The organism is Cellulomonas fulva (assembly GCF_018531375.1).
Lineage (GTDB): Bacteria > Actinomycetota > Actinomycetes > Actinomycetales > Cellulomonadaceae > Cellulomonas > Cellulomonas fulva.
Window position 1 is genome coordinate 2713678 of sequence record NZ_JAHBOH010000001.1, and the last position, 17214, is coordinate 2730891.

Consider the following 17214-nt stretch of genomic DNA (forward strand, 5'->3'; position numbering starts at 1 on the left):
GGGGCGGCCCGGGGCCCTAGCGTGCTCGGCGTGGACGTCCTGACGATCATCTCCCCGGTGTTCGGCGCGCGCTGCAGCGTGCTCGTCGCGGACGGCGGCGCCTGCGTCGTGGTCGACCCGGGGGCGCTCGTGGCGGACCACGTCGTCGCCGCCGTCGTCGAGCGGGGACTGCGCCCCCGCGCGGTGCTGCTGACGCACGGACACGTCGACCACACCTGGGACGCGGCCGAGGTGGCGGAGCGCCTCGACGTCCCGGTGCTGCTGCACGCGCGCGACGCCTACCGTCTGGACGACCCGTTCGGCACGCTCGGCTCGCTGGGCGGCGCGGCGCACGACCCGGACGGGCCGCTCGCGCAGGCGCTCGCGCTCGTCGGCGTCGACGCCGCCGCGTACCGCCGCCCCGCCGACGTGCGGCCGTTCGGCACACCCCCCGGCGGCTTCGCACCGGACGTCCCGGTGCCCGCCGGGACCCAGCCGGTCGAGCGCCCGTCGGACGAGCACGAGTCCGACGAGCGAGGGTCGGGGATCTCGACGCCCCGCGACGAGGACGTCGACCTGGACCTCGACGGCATCACCGTCGTCGCGCGGCACGCGCCCGGCCACACCGAGGGGTCGACCCTCTACCTCGTCGCCGGCCTGGCGCTCACGGGCGACGTGCTGTTCGCCGGGACGATCGGGCGCACCGACCTGCCGGGCGGGGACGGACCGACCATGGCCCGCACGCTGCGGGAGGTGGTCGCCCGCCTCGACCCCGGCCTCCAGGTGCTCCCGGGGCACGGTCCGACGAGCGACGTGGCGGCGGAGCTCGCCGCCAACCCGTTCCTGGTCCGCGCCTGAGCGGGAGCGCGCCCTCGTCGGACCCGGCCGTCAGCCGCGCGTCCTGAGCGACGGCGACCTGGGCGCGCGTCGTGAGAGATGCCCGTCCTGAGAAACGTCGCGTGGCGCGGCGCGCGCGTCTGCGAGGATCGGGGCATGGCGCGACCGACCCCCCTGTCCGGATTCCCCGAGTGGCTGCCCGAGGGGCGCGTCGTGGAGCAGCACGTGCTCGACGTGCTGCGGCGCACGTTCGAGCTGCACGGCTTCGCGGGCATCGAGACGCGCGCGGTCGAGCCGCTCGAGCAGCTCCTGCGCAAGGGCGAGACCTCGAAGGAGGTCTACGTGCTGCGCCGCCTCCAGGAGGAGCCGGGGGCCGCGTGCGCCGAGCCGGACCGCGCGGGGCAGCTCGGTCTGCACTTCGACCTGACGGTCCCGTTCGCGCGGTACGTGCTGGAGAACGCCGGTCACCTCGCGTTCCCGTTCCGCCGCTACCAGGTCCAGAAGGTCTGGCGCGGCGAGCGACCCCAGGACGGCCGGTTCCGCGAGTTCGTGCAGGCGGACATCGACGTCGTGGGGGCGGGCGAGCTCCCGTACCACTACGAGGTCGAGCTGCCGCTCGTCATGGCGGAGGCGCTCACCGCGCTGCAGTCGATCGGCCTGCCGCCGGTGCGCATCCTGGTCAACAACCGCAAGGTCGCCGAGGGCTTCTACCGCGGCCTCGGGCTCACCGACGTCGAGGCCGTGCTCCGCAGCATCGACAAGCTGGACAAGATCGGCGCCGACGCGGTCGCGGACCTCCTGGTCGCCGAGGCCGGCGCGACGGGCGACCAGGCCCGGGCGTGCCTCGAGCTCGCCGCGATCAGCGGGACCGACGAGGACGTGGTCGACCGCGTGCGCCGGCTGGCGGTCGAGGCCGACGCGCAGCACGACCTGCTGGAGGAGGGGCTCGCCGAGCTGGGGCAGCTGGTGCGGGCCGCGCAGGACCGGGCGCCGGGCGTCGTCGTCGCCGACCTGAAGATCGCCCGCGGGCTCGACTACTACACGGGCTCGGTCTACGAGACGGTGCTGGTCGGCCACGAGCAGCTGGGCTCCATCTGCTCGGGCGGGCGGTACGACACGCTCGCGACCGACGGTGCCACCAGCTACCCGGGGGTCGGGCTGTCGATCGGCGTGTCGCGGCTCGTCTCGCGCCTTCTGGGCGCCGGGCTGGTGCGCGCGACCCGTGCGGTGCCGTCGGCCGTGCTCGTCGCGGTCTCGTCGGAGGAGGACCGCCACCGCTCGGACGCCGTGGCCACCGCGCTGCGCGAGCGCGGGATCCCGGTCGAGGTGGCGCCGTCGGCGGCCAAGTTCGGCAAGCAGATCCGCCACGCGGACCGGCGCGGGATCCCGTTCGTGTGGTTCCCAGGCCCCGCCGAGGCGGGCGGCACGGCCGACGAGGTCAAGGACATCCGCTCGGGCGAGCAGGCGCCCGCCGACGCGGGGACCTGGTCCCCGCCCGCCGAGGACCTGTACCCGCGCGTCGTCCCGGCCGGCTGAGACGGGGCGCCGCGCCTCAGTTCAGGACGGCGATGCCCAGGTTCAGCGAGGTCGCGTACGCGACCCACAGCGCGTAGGGGACCAGGAGCCACGCCGCGACGCGGGAGTGCCGCCGGAACGCCAGCGCCGTCGCCACGACGAGGCCCAGCAGCACGACGATGACGACGAGCGCGAGCCAGGCGTACCGGCCCGCGAAGAAGATCGGCGTCCAGGCGGCGTTGAACGCGAGCTGGACCACGTAGAGGGTGAGGGCCCGCCGCGCCGGCGCCCATCCCGCGCGGCGCCACACCAGCCACGCGGCGACGCCCATGAGCACGTAGAGCAGGCTCCAGACGGGGCCGAACACGGCGTCCGGCGGGTTCCAGGGCACCTTCTCGGCGTCCGCGTACCAGCCGTCGACGGCTTCCCGCGTCGCGAGGCTGCCGAGCGCGCCGACCACGAAGTTCGCGCCGACCAGGACCGCCAGGACCACCCCCTGCAGCAGGACGCCGGGCGCGTTCGCGTCGCGGACGTCGTGGGCGGGCGGGCTGGCTGGGGTGGCCGTCATCCGTCGAGCCTGCGGGCCGTCCGCGACGTCGGCAACCGCAGACGGTTGCGCGGCGTGCGAACGTGTGTTCGAATCGATGGGTGCGATGGGACGGGCAGAAGATCGGCGCCGACGAGGGAGCGCTGCCCGGTCTCGAGCTCCCGGGACTCGTCCGCACGGTGCGGACGCCCGAGTTCTCCGGCGTGACGTTCCACGAGGTACGGGCGCGGTCAGCCCTGTCGCGGGTACCGGACGCCTCGCAGGTGCCGTTCCGCTGGACGGTGAACCCGATGCGCGGCTGCCTGCACCGCTGCGTCTACTGCTTCGCCCGCGGCACGCACCGGTACCTCGAGCTGGACGCGGGCCGCGACTTCGACACCCAGATCGTCGTGAAGACGAACGTCGCGGAGGTGCTGCGGACCGAGGTCGCACGGGACTCGTGGGGACGCGAGCACGTCGCCCTCGGCACCAACACCGATCCCTACCAGCGTGCGGAGGGGCGGTATCGACTGATGCCGGGCGTGATCGAGGCGCTGGCCGGCTCCGGGACGCCGCTGTCCATCCTGACCAAGGGCACGCTGCTGCGCCGGGACCTGCCGCTGCTGCAGGAGGCGGCACAGGACGTCCCCGTCTCGCTCGCGGTGTCGATCGCCGTGCTGGACGACGAGCTGCAGCAGAGCCTCGAGCCGGGCACGCCGACCGCGCGTGCGCGGCTCGACCTGGTGCGTGCCGTGCGTGACGCCGGCCTGCCGGTGCACGTCATGGTCGCTCCGGTGCTGCCGTGGCTCACGGACTCGACCGAGCATCTGGACCGGCTGCTCGCCGCGCTCGCCCGTGCGGGCGCGCAGCGGGCGACGGTCCTGCCGCTGCACCTGCGGCCCGGCGCGCGGGAGTGGTTCCTGGCGTGGCTGGACCGGGAGCGGCCGGAGCTCGTCGCCGGCTACCGGCGCGTGTACGGGGACGGGTCCTACGCGCACCGCGACTACCGCGCGTGGCTGGCCGCGCGCGTGGCCCCCCTGCTCGCGCGGCACGCGCTGGACCGTCACCGACCCGAGGAGGGCGGCGTGCGGTGGTCGCCCCGCGCGTCCCGCGCCCACGCCGCGGCGGCGGAGGTGCAGCCGAGCCTCTTCTGACCGCGTCGCACCGCGAGCATCCCCTGCGCGGACCGTGCCCGGCCGCATTCGCGTCGAGCCCGCGCAGGGACCCCAACTATGATCGTCGCGGCGCCCGACCGGGCCCGGACCCCGACCTGAAGGACCTTCCGTGCTGCGCACCCACACCGCCGGCTCGCTGCGGGCCGAGCACATCGGCACCACCGTCACCCTCACGGGCTGGGTGGACCGTCGGCGCGATCACGGTGGGGTGGCCTTCGTGGACCTGCGGGACGCGTCGGGCATCGCCCAGGTCGTCATCCGCGACGAGGCGGTCGCCCACGGGCTGCGCGCGGAGTACGTGCTGCAGGTGACCGGCGAGGTCGGCCGCCGTCCGGAGGGCAACGAGAACGCGCACCTGGCGACGGGCGAGATCGAGGTCGTCGCCACGGACGTCGTCGTGCTGAACGAGTCCGCGCCGCTGCCGTTCCAGGTCTCGTCGGCGCTCGACGAGACGATCGGCGAGGAGGCCCGCCTCCGGCACCGCTACCTCGACCTGCGCCGGCCGGCGCCCGCGCGTGCCATCCGGCTGCGCTCGGACGTGAGCCGTGCGGCACGCGCGGTGCTGGACGCCAACGACTTCGTCGAGATCGAGACCCCGACGCTGACGCGCTCCACGCCCGAGGGTGCGCGCGACTTCCTGGTCCCCGCCCGCCTGTCGCCGGGGAGCTGGTACGCGCTGCCGCAGTCGCCGCAGCTCTTCAAGCAGCTGCTCATGGTCGCCGGCATGGAGCGCTACTACCAGATCGCGCGCTGCTACCGCGACGAGGACTTCCGCGCCGACCGTCAGCCGGAGTTCACGCAGCTCGACATCGAGATGAGCTTCGTCGAGCAGGACGACGTGATCGCGCTCGCCGAGCAGATCCTGGTCGCCCTGTGGCGCCTGGTCGACGTCGAGATCCCCACGCCGATCCGCCGCATGACGTTCGCCGAGGCCATGGAGCGGTACGGCACCGACAAGCCGGACCTGCGGTTCGGGCTCGAGCTCGTCGACCTGACGCAGTACTTCGCGAGCACGCCGTTCCGCGTGTTCCAGGCGCCCTACGTCGGCGCCGTGGTGCAGCCAGGTGGCGCGAGCACGCCGCGCCGCGGGTTCGACGCGTGGCAGGAGTGGGCCAAGCAGCGCGGGGCCAAGGGTCTCGCGTACGTCACGGTGGGCGAGGACGGCGAGCTCGGCGGCCCCGTCGCCAAGAACATCACCGACGACGAGCGCGCCGGCCTGGCCGCCGCGACGGGCGCCCAGCCGGGCGACGCGATCTTCTTCGCCGCCGGCAGGACGTCCGACGCGCGCGCCCTGCTCGGTGCGGCCCGCCTCGAGATCGGCCGTCGCGGCGGCCTGGTCGACGAGGCGGCGTGGGAGTTCGTGTGGGTCGTCGACGCGCCGCTCTTCAAGCCCACGGGCGAGGACGACGACGTCGCGGTCGGCGGTGGCGCGTGGACGGCGGTGCACCACGCCTTCACGTCCCCGACCCCCGAGTGGATCGACCGCTTCGAGGAGGCGCCGGGCGAGGCGCTCGCGTACGCCTACGACATCGTCTGCAACGGCAACGAGATCGGTGGCGGGTCGATCCGAATCCACCGCCGTGACGTGCAGGAGCGCGTGTTCGAGATCATGGGCATCGGCCCGGCCGAGGCGCAGGAGAAGTTCGGCTTCCTGCTCGACGCGTTCCAGTTCGGCGCGCCGCCGCACGGCGGGATCGCGTTCGGCTGGGACCGCATCGTCGCGCTGCTCACGGGCGCGGAGTCCATCCGCGAGGTCATCGCGTTCCCGAAGTCGGGCGGCGGCTACGACCCGCTCACGCAGGCGCCCGCCCCGATCACGGTCGAGCAGCGCCGCGAGGCGGGCGTGGACGCCAAGCCCAAGGAGGCGAAGCCCGCCGTCGAGGCCCCCGCCGCGCCGTGACGGCGCTCGACCTGCTGCCGCCGCGGTGGCGGTCCGACCGGTTCCTGCGGACGGACGCGCCGGGGTGGCACGACGTCGAGGTGGTCGGGGACGACGAGGCCGTCGTGGTCGTCGTCGACTCGCCGCACGTCGAGCGTGCGGTCGTGGGCCGTGGCGATGCGGGACGCGTGCGCGGGCTGCTGGCCGACCTCGCGCGGCGGCGCGCGGGACGCCCGCACGGCTGGATGAGCGTGCCGCGCGGGACGTCGCCGTCCGACGACGTGCTGGCCGCGCTCGGGCTGCGCCCGTTCTCGTCGTGGGACTGGTTCGCCTCGACCACCTGTCCCGACGGCCTGGCCGACCGCCCACCCGGCGGCGCGCCGGCTCCCGCGCTCGAGCCGGCCGCCGCCGTGCGGGAGCTGGACCGCGTGGCCGACGCCGCGGAGATCCGCGCGTGCCTCGCCGAGGCGAACCCGGGCACGTCCGCGGACCCCGGCGGCGCGCTCGAGGCGGCCTGGTTCGGCGTCGCGGACCACGACGCGCTCGTCGGGGTGATCGGTGCGAGCCTGCGCCCCGCCGCTGACTCCGCGCACGCGGCCTCCTGGCACCTGCACGGGCTCGGGGTCCGGCCGCGCGCCCGGCGTCGCGGCCTGGGCGCGGCGTTGACCGCCGCGGCCACGACGGCCGGGCTGCGGGCCGGGGCGCCGTGGGTCTCCCTCGGCATGTACGCCGACAACGCCGGCGCCCGCCGGATCTACGAGCGGCTCGGCTACGTGTGCGAGGCGCGCTTCGACTCGTTCGGACCCCCGACGGCGGAGCGGCCGCCCTCCTGAGCGACCGGCGCGGCTACCACCGCCGCGGCGTCGGTGGCGCATCGGGCCGCAGGGACTCGTGACGCCCAGGGGCCTCGGCCGCGGGGTCCGGCGGACCTGGGGTGGGCCGACGAGCCGCGGCGAGCGAGCGACGCGCGCACCGCCACGCGGCGAGACCGAGCACCGGTGTGAGCAGCGCGGTCACGAACCACGAGAACGCCATGCCGGACTCGCCGTGCCGCGCGGTGCTGACCAGGAAGAGGACGTGGCTCGCGGTCAGCACCACGAGCACCACGGCCGCAGCGCCCCAGCCGGCCGCGCGTCGCGGGTCGGCGTCCGGTGCGGGCGCCACGTCGGGGCGGGGCTCGAGGGGGCGCACGGGGTCAGTGGGTGATCTCGACGCGCGCGTGCAGTCGCTTCGCCCAGCCGGGAGCCCACCAGTTGAGCCGGCCCAGGACCGTCATCGTCGCGGGCACCAGCAGGAGCCGCACGACCGTGGCGTCGATGAGCACGGCGACGGCGAGCGCGAAGCCGACCTCCTTGATGACCAGCAGCTCGCCCGCGACGAACCCGGCGAACACGACGACGATGATCGCGGCGGCCGAGGTGATGATCCGGCCCGACCGCTGCAGCCCGAGCCGCACCGCCTCGGACGTCGGGCGGCCCTCGTCGTGCAGCTCCTTGATGCGCGAGAGCAGGAACACCTCGTAGTCCATCGCGAGGCCGAAGCCGAAGGCGATCACGAGGGCGAGGACGTACGTCTCGATGCCGCCGGCGGACGTGAACCCGAGAAGCGACTCGAGGTGGCCGTCCTGGAACACCCAGACGAGCACGCCGAGCGACGCGGCCAGCGAGAGCACGTTGGTGAGCAGCGCCTTGACGGGGATCACGAACGAGCCGGTCATGAGGAACAGCAGGACGAACGTCGCGAGGACGACGATCAGCGCGGCCCACGGCGCGCCGTCGGCGAGTGCGGCGACGAAGTCCGTCTGCGACGCGGCCTGGCCCGCGACCCACGTCGGGAAGGCCGGGTCGAGCCCACGGATCTCCTCGACGACGCCGCGGGCGACCTCGCCGCCGGGGTCGTCCGTGGCGGGGCGGACCCCGATCACGACGTACGAGCCGACGACCGCGGGCGGGTCGACGGACGCCACGTCGTCGAGCGCGGCGAGCTCGTCCGCCCAGGCGGTGGCGTCCGCCATCGTCGCCTCGGTCACGACCGTGATGTCGGGACTCGTCGACGCGGGGTACTGCTCGGCGAGGACGTCCAGGAACTGGCGCTGCGTGCTGCTCTCGGGCAGGAGCGCGGTCGTCGAGCCGCGCAGCTCGAGGTGCGCGAGCGGCGCGGCCAGCACGCCCAGCAGCGCCACCGCTCCCGCGGTGACCAGCCAGGGATGGCGCTGCACGCGCCCGACGAGCCGGGAGAACACGCCCTCCTCGGCCTGGACGTCGGCGGTGCGCGCGAGCACGGGGCGCAGGAAGGGGACGCGCGCCAGGAGGCCGGGCCTGAGGAGCCGCCGGCCCGCCAGGGTGAGCAGCGCGGGGACGAGCGTGAGGGCGGTCGCGACCGCGACCAGGATGACCGCGCAGCCCGCGGCGCCGATCGCGCGCAGGATCTGCGGGCTGAACACCAGGAGCGAGGCGACCGCGATCGCGACGGTCACCGCCGAGAACGCGACCGTGCGGCCCGCGGTGGCCATGGCCCGCTCCACCGCCGTGACGACGGCGCCGTCCCCGCGGCGGCGTCGGGCGGAACGGCCCTCGTCGTGGTCGACGAGCGCGTGCAGCTCCTCCCGGAACCGCGAGACGATCAGCAGGCCGTAGTCGATCGAGAGCCCGAGGCCGAGCACCGTCACCACGTTCACCACGGACGACTCGACGTCCATGAGGTAGGTCAGCGCGAGCACGGTCGCGAGCCCGCCGGCGATCGACGCGACCGCGCCGGCCATCGGCATCGCCGCGGCCAGGAAGCCGCCGAACACCAGGACCATGACGAGCAGGGCGATCGGCAGCGCGATGGCCTCGCCGGTGCGCAGGTCCTCCTCGACCTGAGAGGTGATCTCGTCGACGATCAGCGGCGTCCCGCCGACGATGCCCGTCACGTCGGGCGCGACGTCGCCCAGGTCGTCCGGCACCTGGCCGAGTCGCTCCGTGACGGCGTCGACGGTCTCGGCGTGCGCCTCGTCGGAGAGCGTCGGGTCGAGGTCGACCACCATGAGGAAGCCGTCGCCGTCCTGCGCGACGAGGGGCGCCGCGGCGGGGTTCTCGACCCCGTCCGGCAGCACCAACGGGTCGATCACCGACGCGACCCCGGGGATCGCGGCGACGTCGTCGCGTGCGGGCGCGAGCGCGGTCGCGACGTCGGGGTCCGCGGGGTCGACGCCCGACAGCACGAGCGTGAGGGAGGTGCCGGACTCGTCGGCCTCCTCGAGGATCGCGCGCGCCTGCGCGCTCTCCGAGCCCGGTGCCTCCGGCTGCCCCGTGCTGAGGCGGTCGAACAGGGACTCGCCGTGGACGCCCTGGACCGCGAAGGCGTAGCCGACGACGGTCAGGACGATCCACACGACGACGGTGACGCGTGGGTGGTGCGCGACGAGGCGCCCGAGACGTGCGAACACGCGGTCATCGTCGCAGGTCGCTGCGCGTGCGCGCACACCGCGGCGTCGGCGGGGCCGTGCCCGCCCACGGACGGCATCCTCGCGCCGGGGGTGCGCCGGGGGTGCGCCGGGTGCGCGCCGGGTGGGCGCGGCGGTGTCGGCAGGCCGACGTACGCTGCGCGCATGGACCTGTTCGACGCGGTGTCGTCCACGGCGGCGGGCGTCCCGCTCGCCGGCGCGGGCGCGCCGCTCGCGGTCCGGATGCGCCCGCGCTCGCTGGACGAGGTCGCGGGTCAGGCGCACCTGCTCGTCGCGGGCTCGCCCCTGCGCCGGCTCGTCGAGCCGGCGGGGGAGGCGGAGCGGCGCGCGGCGCCCTCGTCGGTCGTGCTCTGGGGTCCGCCCGGGACCGGGAAGACGACCCTGGCCTACCTGGTCGCCACCTCGTCGGGCCGTCGGTTCGTCGAGCTGTCCGCCGTGACGGCCGGGGTCAAGGACGTGCGCGCCGTGGTCGACGACGCCCGTCGCCGCCTGGCGACGGACGGCGGCGAGACGGTGCTCTTCATCGACGAGGTGCACCGCTTCACCAAGGCCCAGCAGGACGCGCTGCTCCCGAGCGTCGAGAACCGCTGGGTCACGCTCGTCGCCGCCACGACGGAGAACCCGTCCTTCTCGGTGAACTCGCCGCTGCTGTCCCGCTCGCTCCTGCTCACGCTGCAGCCGCTGGACGTGGAGGACGTCCGCGCGCTGGTCCGGCGCGCGGTCGCCGACGAGCGCGGCCTGGGGGAGGCGGTCCGGCTCGAGCCCGAGGCGGAGGAGCACCTGCTGCGCCTGGCCGGCGGGGACGCGCGCAAGGCGCTGACGATCCTCGAGGCCGCCGCGGGCGCGGCGCTGTCCGGCGCGACGGGCGAGGACGGGCCGGCGGCGGTGGACCTCGCCACCATGGAGCGCGCGATCGACGTCGCGGCGGTCCGCTACGACCGCGACGGCGACCAGCACTACGACGTCATCAGCGCGTTCATCAAGTCGGTGCGCGGGTCCGACGTCGACGCCGCGCTGCACTACCTGGCGCGGATGATCGCGGCGGGGGAGGACCCGCGGTTCATCGCGCGCCGGATCGTGATCTCGGCCGCCGAGGACGTCGGGATGGCGGACCCGAGCGCGCTGCAGACCGCGGTCGCGGCGGCGCAGGCGGTGCAGCTGATCGGCATGCCCGAGGCGCGCATCGTGCTGGCCGAGGCCGTCGTCCACCTGGCGACGGCGCCCAAGTCCAACGCGGCCTACGTCGGCATCGACCGTGCGCTGGCGGACGTCCGCGCGGGCCGGATCGGCTCGGTGCCGACCCACCTGCGGGACGCGCACTACCCGGGCGCCGCCCAGCACGGCCACGGCAAGGGCTACGTCTACTCGCACGACGAGCCGCACGGCGTCGCGTCGCAGCAGTACCTGCCCGACGAGCTGCAGGGCCAGCGGTACTACGAGCCCACCGACCGGGGCTTCGAGCGTCAGGTCACCGACCGCCTCGACCGCATCCGCCAGCTGCTCGGGCCCGCCTGACCGGGGAGTCGCCGAGCGGTGGATGCTCGGCGATTCGGCCGGAGGGCGCCTCAGCGGGTAAGGTGTCACGGTCGTGCAGCACCCGTGGGTGCCGCACCGACCACCTGGGGCCCTAGCCAGGAACCGGACGCGTCGTCACCAGCTGACCGCGGCCGTTCCCTCGAAGGTCGGCCCCACGCCCCGGACGCCGTCCGGCCGGCGTGACGTCAACACGACAGGAAGTACAGCTGTGAGCAGTGTGACCCGCTCGCGTCGCCAGGTCCGCCTGAGCCGCGCCCTCGGCCTGGCCCTGACGCCCAAGGCCGTCAAGCACTTCGAGAAGCGTCCCTACCCGCCCGGTGAGCACGGCCGCGCGCGTCGTCGCACCGAGTCGGACTACGCGGTCCGGCTGCGCGAGAAGCAGCGCCTGCGTGCGCAGTACGCGCTGCGCGAGAAGCAGCTCGCCCGTGCCTACCAGGACGCCCGCAAGGCCCCGGGCCTGACCGGTGAGGCGCTCGTCGAGATCCTCGAGACCCGTCTCGACGCGCTCGTCCTGCGCGCCGGCTTCGGCCGCACGATCCTGCAGGCGCGCCAGATCGTGGTGCACCGCCACATCCTCGTCGACGGCCAGATCGTCGACCGCCCCTCCTTCCGCGTGAAGCCGGGCCAGACCATCCAGGTCAAGCCGAAGAGCCAGGCCACCACGCCGTTCCAGGTGGCCGCCGCCGGTGCGCACCGCGACGTGCTGCCGGCCGTCCCGGGCTACCTGGACGTCCAGCTCGAGAAGCTGACGGCCGTGCTGGTCCGTGAGCCGAAGCGCGCCGAGGTCCCCGTGACCTGCGAGGTCCAGCTGGTCGTGGAGTACTACGCCCGCTGACCCACCCGGTCCCGTTCGGAGCCCCGTCGCGCCTCGCGCGGCGGGGTTCTGTCGTCCGCGGGGCGCGCGGGTAGGGTTTCACCGTCAGGCGCAGGTACACCGGGTAGTGAGGACGTGGGATGTCGGTCTCGGACGTCGCGGGGCTCGTCGCGGCCATCGCGTTCGTGCTGCTCGTGGGGCTGTGCGCGGTGCCGCTGCTCAAGCTCGGCAAGGTGCTGGACGAGGCGCGTGACTCCGTCAAGGAGCTCACGGACCACACCGTCCCGGTGCTCGACGAGACCGCGCAGCTCGTCGCCTCGTCGAACGTGCAGCTCGACAACGTCGACAAGGTGACGACCGCTGCCGCGCAGGTGTCGCAGAACGTCTCCGCGCTCACCGCGCTGTTCGCGGCGACCGTCGGCAGCCCGATGGTCAAGGTCGCCGCGTTCTCCTACGGCGTCCGCCGCGCGTTCGGCGGACTGGCGGCCGGCGCCCGCAAGGGCCGCTGATGCGGCGCCTGTTCTGGGTCGGGGTCGGCGTGGTCGCCACCGTCGTCGTGGTGCGCAAGGGCCGGGACCTCGCGGTCGCGTACCTGCCGGAGGGCACCACCGACGTCGTCGAGGGCGCCACGGCGATCACGCGTGCGCTCGGCACCGCCCGGCACGAGTTCGTCGCCGGCATGGCCGAGCGGGAGGCCCAGCTCCGCCACCAGCTGGTCGGTGACGTCGACGTCGACGAGGCCCGGGCGAACCAGGGCCGGCACGTCGAGGAGCTGCGAGCCGCGTGGAGCGGCCGGCGCGGCGGGACCCCGGTCCCGGGCGGCTGGGCCGGACCGCTCGACGACCCTGACGACGACGGCGAAGCCGCCTTCTTCTGACCCGTGCCCCGCACCACGTCGAACTGCCGCACAGCGGCCGGCTCGACCACCACGACCACCGGGCCGCGACCGGCCCGGACATCTCCAGGACATCGACGAGGACACCATGCGTACCGCTGAGATCCGCCAGCGCTGGCTCGACTACTTCTCCGAGCGCGGGCATGCCGTCGTGCCCTCGGCCCCGCTCATCTCGCCCGACCCGTCCACGCTGTTCGTGATCGCGGGCATGGTGCCGTTCATCCCGTACATGCTGGCGGAGCAGACGCCGCCGTGGCCGCGCGCCACGAGCGTGCAGAAGTGTGTGCGCACCCTCGACATCGAGGAGGTCGGCAAGACCACGCGGCACGGCACGTTCTTCCAGATGAACGGCAACTTCTCCTTCGGCGACTACTTCAAGGAGGGGGCGATCACCTACGCCTGGGAGCTCGTCACGGGCAGCCAGGCCGACGGCGGCTACGGCTTCGACCCCGAGTCGATCTGGGTGACCGTCTTCCACGACGACGACGAGGCGGCGGCGCTGTGGAAGCGCATCGCCGGCCTGCCCGACGAGCGGATCCAGCGCCGCGGGATGCGGGACAACTTCTGGTCGACGGGCGCGCGCGGCCCGGCCGGCCCGTGCTCGGAGATCTACGTCGACCGGGGGCCGCAGTACGGCGCCGAGGGCGGCCCGGTCGTGGACGAGGACCGCTACCTCGAGATCTGGAACCTCGTGTTCATGCAGTACGAGCGCGACAACGGCGGGACCAAGGACGGCTTCCCGCTGCTGGGCGAGCTCAAGCAGAAGAACATCGACACGGGCATGGGTCTCGAGCGCGTCGCCTACCTGCTGCAGGGCGTCGACAACATGTACGAGATCGACGAGGTCCGGCCGGTCATCGACGGCGCCGTGGCGCTGTCCGGCAAGCGGTACGGCGCGGACCACGACGACGACGTGCGCATGCGCGTGGTCGCGGACCACGTGCGCTCGGGCCTCATGCTCATGGGCGACGGCGTCACGCCGTCCAACGAGGGCCGCGGCTACGTGCTGCGCCGTCTGCTGCGCCGGTCGATCCGCGCGATGCGGCTGCTCGGCGTCGAGGACCCGGCGCTACCCACGCTGCTCCCCATGAGCCGCGACGCGATGAGCGCGTCGTACCCGGAGCTGCAGCGCGACTTCGAGCGGATCAGCCAGGTCGCGTACGCCGAGGAGGACGCGTTCCGCCGCACCCTCGCTGCGGGGACGACCATCCTGGACACCGCGGTCGCGAGCGCGAAGCGCACCGCGCCCCCGGTCCCGGACGCGCGGCCGCTGCTGTCCGGGGCGGACGCGTTCCAGCTCCACGACACCTACGGCTTCCCGATCGACCTGACGCTCGAGATGGCGCAGGAGCACGGTGTGGACGTCGACCGTGAGGCGTTCACGACCCTCATGGCGGAGCAGCGCGCCCGCGCCCGGGCGGACGCGATGGCCAAGCGTGCGGGCCACGCCGACATCGCGGCGTACCAGGACCTGCACGCGGTGCTCTCGGAGACGGTCGCGAAGCCCGTGACCTTCGTCGGCTACACCGACGCGCAGGCGCGCTCGAAGGTCGTGGGCCTGCTCGTCGACGGCGTCCCGGTGCCGACCGCGACCGCGCCGGCCGACGTCGAGGTGGTGCTGGACGTCACGCCGTTCTACGCGGAGTCCGGGGGCCAGCAGGCGGACACCGGCACGATCGTGCTCGACGAGGGCGGCCGCATCGAGGTCGACGACGTGCAGGCGCCCATCAAGGGGCTGTCGGTGCACCACGGCCGGCTCGTGGACGGCACGATCACGCTCGGCGCCGCGGGCACGGCCGCGATCGACACCGCGCGCCGGCAGGCGATCGCGCGCGCCCACACCGCGACGCACCTGGTCCACAAGGCGCTGCACGAGTCCCTGGGCGAGAGCGCCACGCAGGCCGGCTCCCTGAACGCGCCCAGCCGGCTGCGGTTCGACTTCCGCTCGCCGTCGGCGACCCCGGCGACGGTCGTCGCCGAGATCGAGGCGCGCGTGAACGAGCGGCTGCGCGACGACCTGGAGGTCACCGACTCGATCAAGCAGATCGACGAGGCGCGCGCGATGGGCGCGATGGCGCTGTTCGGCGAGAAGTACGGCAACGAGGTGCGCGTGGTGTCGATCGGCGGCGACTGGTCGCTCGAGCTGTGCGCGGGCACGCACGTCAGGCGGTCGGGCGAGCTCGGCCTGGTCACGCTGCTCTCGGAGTCCGCGATCGGGTCCGGCGTGCGCCGCGTCGACGCGCTCGTGGGTTCCGGCGCGTACGGGTACCAGGCGAAGGAGCGCGCCCTCGTCGGGCAGCTCTCCGGCCTCCTGGGTGCGCGTCCCGACGAGCTCGCCGAGCGGGTCTCGGGCCTGATGACCCGCCTCAAGGAGTCGGAGAAGGAGCTCGCCTCGCTGCGGCAGGCGCAGGTGCTGGCGGCTGCCGGCTCGCTGGCGTCGAACGCGCAGCAGGTCGGCTCGGCGCGCGTCGTGACGCACGACGCGGGGGAGCAGTCGCCCGACGACGTGCGCACGCTGGTGCTCGACGTGCGGTCGAGGCTCGGCGAGGCCGCGCCCGTCGTCGTCGCGGTCGGTGCCGTGAGCAAGGGCCGTCCCGTCGTCGTCGTCGCGACGAACGCCGCGGCCCGGGAGGCCGGCCTCAAGGCCGGCGCGCTGGTGCGCACCGCGTCCCAGGTCCTCGGTGGCGGGGGCGGCGGCAAGGACGACCTCGCGCAGGGCGGTGGCGCCGACGCGGCGCAGCTGGGTGCGGCCCTGGCGGCGGTGGCGACGGCCGTCGCGGGCTGACCGTGGCACCGTCCGACGCGAGCCGGGCCGCGCGCGACGAGGTCGTGCGCGGCCCGCGCCTCGCCGTCGACGTCGGCACGGTCCGCGTCGGGCTCGCGGCGAGCGACCCGGACGGGCTCGTCGCGACCCCGGTGGAGACGCTGCCGCGCGACTTGCGGCGACGGCCCGGACGGCTGCCCAAGGACCTCGCGCGGATCGTGCGGGAGGCGCGCGAACGATGTGCGGAGTGTGTGTACGTCGGGTTGCCGAGGCACCTGTCAGGGGCGGAAAGTCCCTCTTCTGCCGCGGCACGCGGTTACGCTGACATGCTGGCGCAGGCCGTCGCACCCGTCCCGGTGCGGCTGGTCGATGAACGGATGAGCACGGTGTCCGCGCATCAGGCGCTGCACGCGGCCGGCCGATCCGGTCGCCATCACCGTGACGTGGTCGACCAGGCCGCGGCGGTGGTGATCCTGCAGTACGCGTTGGACGCCGAGCGTGCGACGGGGCGTCGTCCCGGAGAACGGGTCGAGGTCGCCCCGGAGCTCGACGGGACGCGTCAGGGGGCTGCGGGCGGACCGACGGACGACGGTGGAGCTACGCACTCGTGAACGACAGCCAGGGCACGACGGACACCCTGTGGTGGACGGGCGACCGGACCGAGGACACCAACGTCCTCGGCCAGGACCCCGCGCCGCAGCGGCGTGAGCGACCCGCGGGCCGGGCCCGCGCCGCGCGCGCCCGCCGGGCGCAGCGTCGGCGCTCGCTCGTCGTCGTGCTCGTCGTGCTCGCGCTGGTGCTCGGTGCCGGCTACGTCGTCGCGTCGCTGCTCGACGTGCGCCCCGGCGGCGGCGACGAGCCGACCGCCTCGGTCGCCGCGTCGGACGACTTCACGGGTCCGGGCCACGGCTCCGCGACCGTGACGATCGAGAAGGGCGCGAGCGGGGCGGAGATCGGGCGCGTGCTGACGGACGCCGGCGTGGTCGCCGACGCGGCGACGTTCGCCGCGGCGTTCGCCGCGAACGCCGACGCCACGTCGATCCAGCCCGGCACGTACCGGCTGCTGCTGGAGATGCCCGCCGCCGACGCCGTGACGGCGCTGCTGAACCCCGCGAGCAAGGCGTCGCTGCGCGTCACCATCCCGGAGGGCCTGCTGGCCGAGCAGATCCTCGCCAAGGTGAGCGAGAAGACGACGATCCCGCTGCAGGAGCTGCAGGACGCGGCGAAGGACGCCGAGGCGATCGGCCTGCCCGCGGAGGCCGGCGGCAAGGTCGAGGGCTGGCTCTACCCCGCGACGTACGAGGTCGCGCCGGACGCGTCGGCCGAGGACGTCCTGGGCGAGCTCGTCGCCAAGACCGTCGCCGTGCTCGAGGCCAAGCACGTGCCCCGGGCCGAGCGGCAGGACGTGCTCATCAAGGCCTCGCTCGTGGAGCGCGAGGGGAAGCTCGACGAGGACCGGCCGAAGATCGCCCGCGCCATCGAGAACCGCCTCGCGATCGACCAGCCGCTCGAGATCGACTCGACCGTGTCCTACGGCGCGGGCACGACGGGCGCGCCCACGACGGCGATGATCGAGGACGCGTCGAACCCCTACAACACGTACACGAGCTACGGGCTGCCGCCCACGCCGATCGCGTCGCCGGGGGAGGCGTCCATCGACGCCGTGCTGCACCCGGCGGCCGGGAGCTGGCTGTTCTGGGTCACCGTCGACCTCGACACCGGTGAGACGTTGTTCGCCGACACGTACGACGAGCACCTCGAGAACGTCGAGAAGCTCCGGGCGTGGCAGGCGGAGAACGAGGACGCGGACCAGGACTGACCCGTACCCTCTCCTGCAGGCCACCAT

Annotated in this window: 15 protein-coding genes; 12 read left to right on the top strand and 3 right to left on the bottom strand. The window is 74.4% G+C overall.

Going from position 1 to position 17214, the window contains the following annotated elements:
- Nucleotides 1–30: 30 nt before the first annotated feature.
- Together KIN34_RS12060 and hisS are read left to right on the top strand one after the other, a co-directional pair.
- A complete protein-coding gene (locus KIN34_RS12060; RefSeq protein WP_214350821.1) occupies nucleotides 31–837 on the top strand; it encodes an MBL fold metallo-hydrolase in 807 nt (268 codons plus the stop codon).
- 135 nt (nucleotides 838–972) lie between these two features.
- On the top strand, nucleotides 973–2352 hold the full coding sequence (gene hisS, locus KIN34_RS12065) for a histidine--tRNA ligase (RefSeq protein ID WP_214350824.1): 1380 nt from the start codon (nucleotides 973–975) through the stop codon (nucleotides 2350–2352).
- A gap of 16 nt (nucleotides 2353–2368) precedes the next feature.
- Here the strand turns inward: hisS and KIN34_RS12070 are convergent, their stop codons facing one another.
- Nucleotides 2369–2899 (bottom strand): TspO/MBR family protein, encoded by a 531-nt coding sequence (locus tag KIN34_RS12070; protein ID WP_214350827.1) that lies wholly within the window; start codon nucleotides 2897–2899, stop codon nucleotides 2369–2371.
- An 80-nt stretch (nucleotides 2900–2979) separates the two neighbouring features.
- Between KIN34_RS12070 and KIN34_RS12075 the strand changes: the two genes are divergently transcribed.
- The 3 genes from KIN34_RS12075 to KIN34_RS12085 all read left to right on the top strand — a co-directional run bounded on the left by KIN34_RS12075 (nucleotide 2980) and on the right by KIN34_RS12085 (nucleotide 6744).
- Entirely contained in the window at nucleotides 2980–4011 is a 1032-nt protein-coding gene (locus KIN34_RS12075; protein WP_214350830.1) for an Rv2578c family radical SAM protein, read from the top strand.
- A gap of 130 nt (nucleotides 4012–4141) precedes the next feature.
- Nucleotides 4142–5932, top strand: coding sequence for an aspartate--tRNA ligase (aspS, locus tag KIN34_RS12080; protein ID WP_214350833.1), 1791 nt, complete (start codon nucleotides 4142–4144; stop codon nucleotides 5930–5932).
- Nucleotides 5929–6744 (top strand): GNAT family N-acetyltransferase, encoded by an 816-nt coding sequence (locus tag KIN34_RS12085; protein WP_214350837.1) that lies wholly within the window; start codon nucleotides 5929–5931, stop codon nucleotides 6742–6744. The genes aspS and KIN34_RS12085 overlap by 4 nt, the downstream gene beginning before the upstream one ends.
- A 13-nt stretch (nucleotides 6745–6757) precedes the next feature.
- Here KIN34_RS12085 and KIN34_RS12090 read toward each other — a convergent pair whose 3' ends face one another.
- A complete protein-coding gene (locus KIN34_RS12090; protein ID WP_214350839.1) occupies nucleotides 6758–7102 on the bottom strand; it encodes a hypothetical protein in 345 nt (114 codons plus the stop codon).
- Between the two features lie 4 nt (nucleotides 7103–7106).
- Nucleotides 7107–9341, bottom strand: a complete 2235-nt coding sequence (locus tag KIN34_RS12095; protein ID WP_214350842.1) for an MMPL family transporter — start codon at nucleotides 9339–9341, stop codon at nucleotides 7107–7109.
- Between the two features lie 162 nt (nucleotides 9342–9503).
- Between KIN34_RS12095 and KIN34_RS12100 the strand changes: the two genes are divergently transcribed.
- From KIN34_RS12100 to mltG, 7 genes are all read left to right on the top strand, one after another.
- Nucleotides 9504–10874 (top strand): replication-associated recombination protein A, encoded by a 1371-nt coding sequence (locus KIN34_RS12100; protein ID WP_214350845.1) that lies wholly within the window; start codon nucleotides 9504–9506, stop codon nucleotides 10872–10874.
- 229 nt (nucleotides 10875–11103) lie between these two features.
- Nucleotides 11104–11730 (top strand): 30S ribosomal protein S4, encoded by a 627-nt coding sequence (gene rpsD / locus KIN34_RS12105; protein ID WP_214350848.1) that lies wholly within the window; start codon nucleotides 11104–11106, stop codon nucleotides 11728–11730.
- Nucleotides 11731–11849: 119 nt separating this feature from the next.
- Nucleotides 11850–12218, top strand: a complete 369-nt coding sequence (locus tag KIN34_RS12110) for a DUF948 domain-containing protein (RefSeq protein ID WP_214350851.1) — start codon at nucleotides 11850–11852, stop codon at nucleotides 12216–12218.
- Entirely contained in the window at nucleotides 12218–12586 is a 369-nt protein-coding gene (locus KIN34_RS12115; protein WP_214350853.1) for a hypothetical protein, read from the top strand. Before KIN34_RS12110 ends, KIN34_RS12115 begins: the two co-directional genes overlap by 1 nt.
- A 106-nt stretch (nucleotides 12587–12692) precedes the next feature.
- Entirely contained in the window at nucleotides 12693–15389 is a 2697-nt protein-coding gene (alaS, locus tag KIN34_RS12120; RefSeq protein ID WP_214350855.1) for an alanine--tRNA ligase, read from the top strand.
- A 2-nt stretch (nucleotides 15390–15391) separates the two neighbouring features.
- A complete protein-coding gene (gene ruvX / locus KIN34_RS12125; RefSeq protein ID WP_214350857.1) occupies nucleotides 15392–15979 on the top strand; it encodes a Holliday junction resolvase RuvX in 588 nt (195 codons plus the stop codon).
- Entirely contained in the window at nucleotides 15976–17187 is a 1212-nt protein-coding gene (mltG, locus tag KIN34_RS12130) for an endolytic transglycosylase MltG (RefSeq protein WP_307858208.1), read from the top strand. The genes ruvX and mltG overlap by 4 nt, the downstream gene beginning before the upstream one ends.
- Nucleotides 17188–17214: the final 27 nt, after the last annotated feature.

Coding starts and splice junctions, on each gene's coding strand:
- KIN34_RS12110 (WP_214350851.1), top strand. CDS start 11,850: ATGTCGGTCTCGGACGTCGCGGGGCTCGTCGCGGCCATCGCGTTCGTG.
- hisS (WP_214350824.1), top strand. CDS start 973: ATGGCGCGACCGACCCCCCTGTCCGGATTCCCCGAGTGGCTGCCCGAG.
- KIN34_RS12115 (WP_214350853.1), top strand. CDS start 12,218: ATGCGGCGCCTGTTCTGGGTCGGGGTCGGCGTGGTCGCCACCGTCGTC.
- alaS (WP_214350855.1), top strand. CDS start 12,693: ATGCGTACCGCTGAGATCCGCCAGCGCTGGCTCGACTACTTCTCCGAG.
- KIN34_RS12070 (WP_214350827.1), bottom strand. CDS start 2,899: ATGACGGCCACCCCAGCCAGCCCGCCCGCCCACGACGTCCGCGACGCG.
- KIN34_RS12100 (WP_214350845.1), top strand. CDS start 9,504: ATGGACCTGTTCGACGCGGTGTCGTCCACGGCGGCGGGCGTCCCGCTC.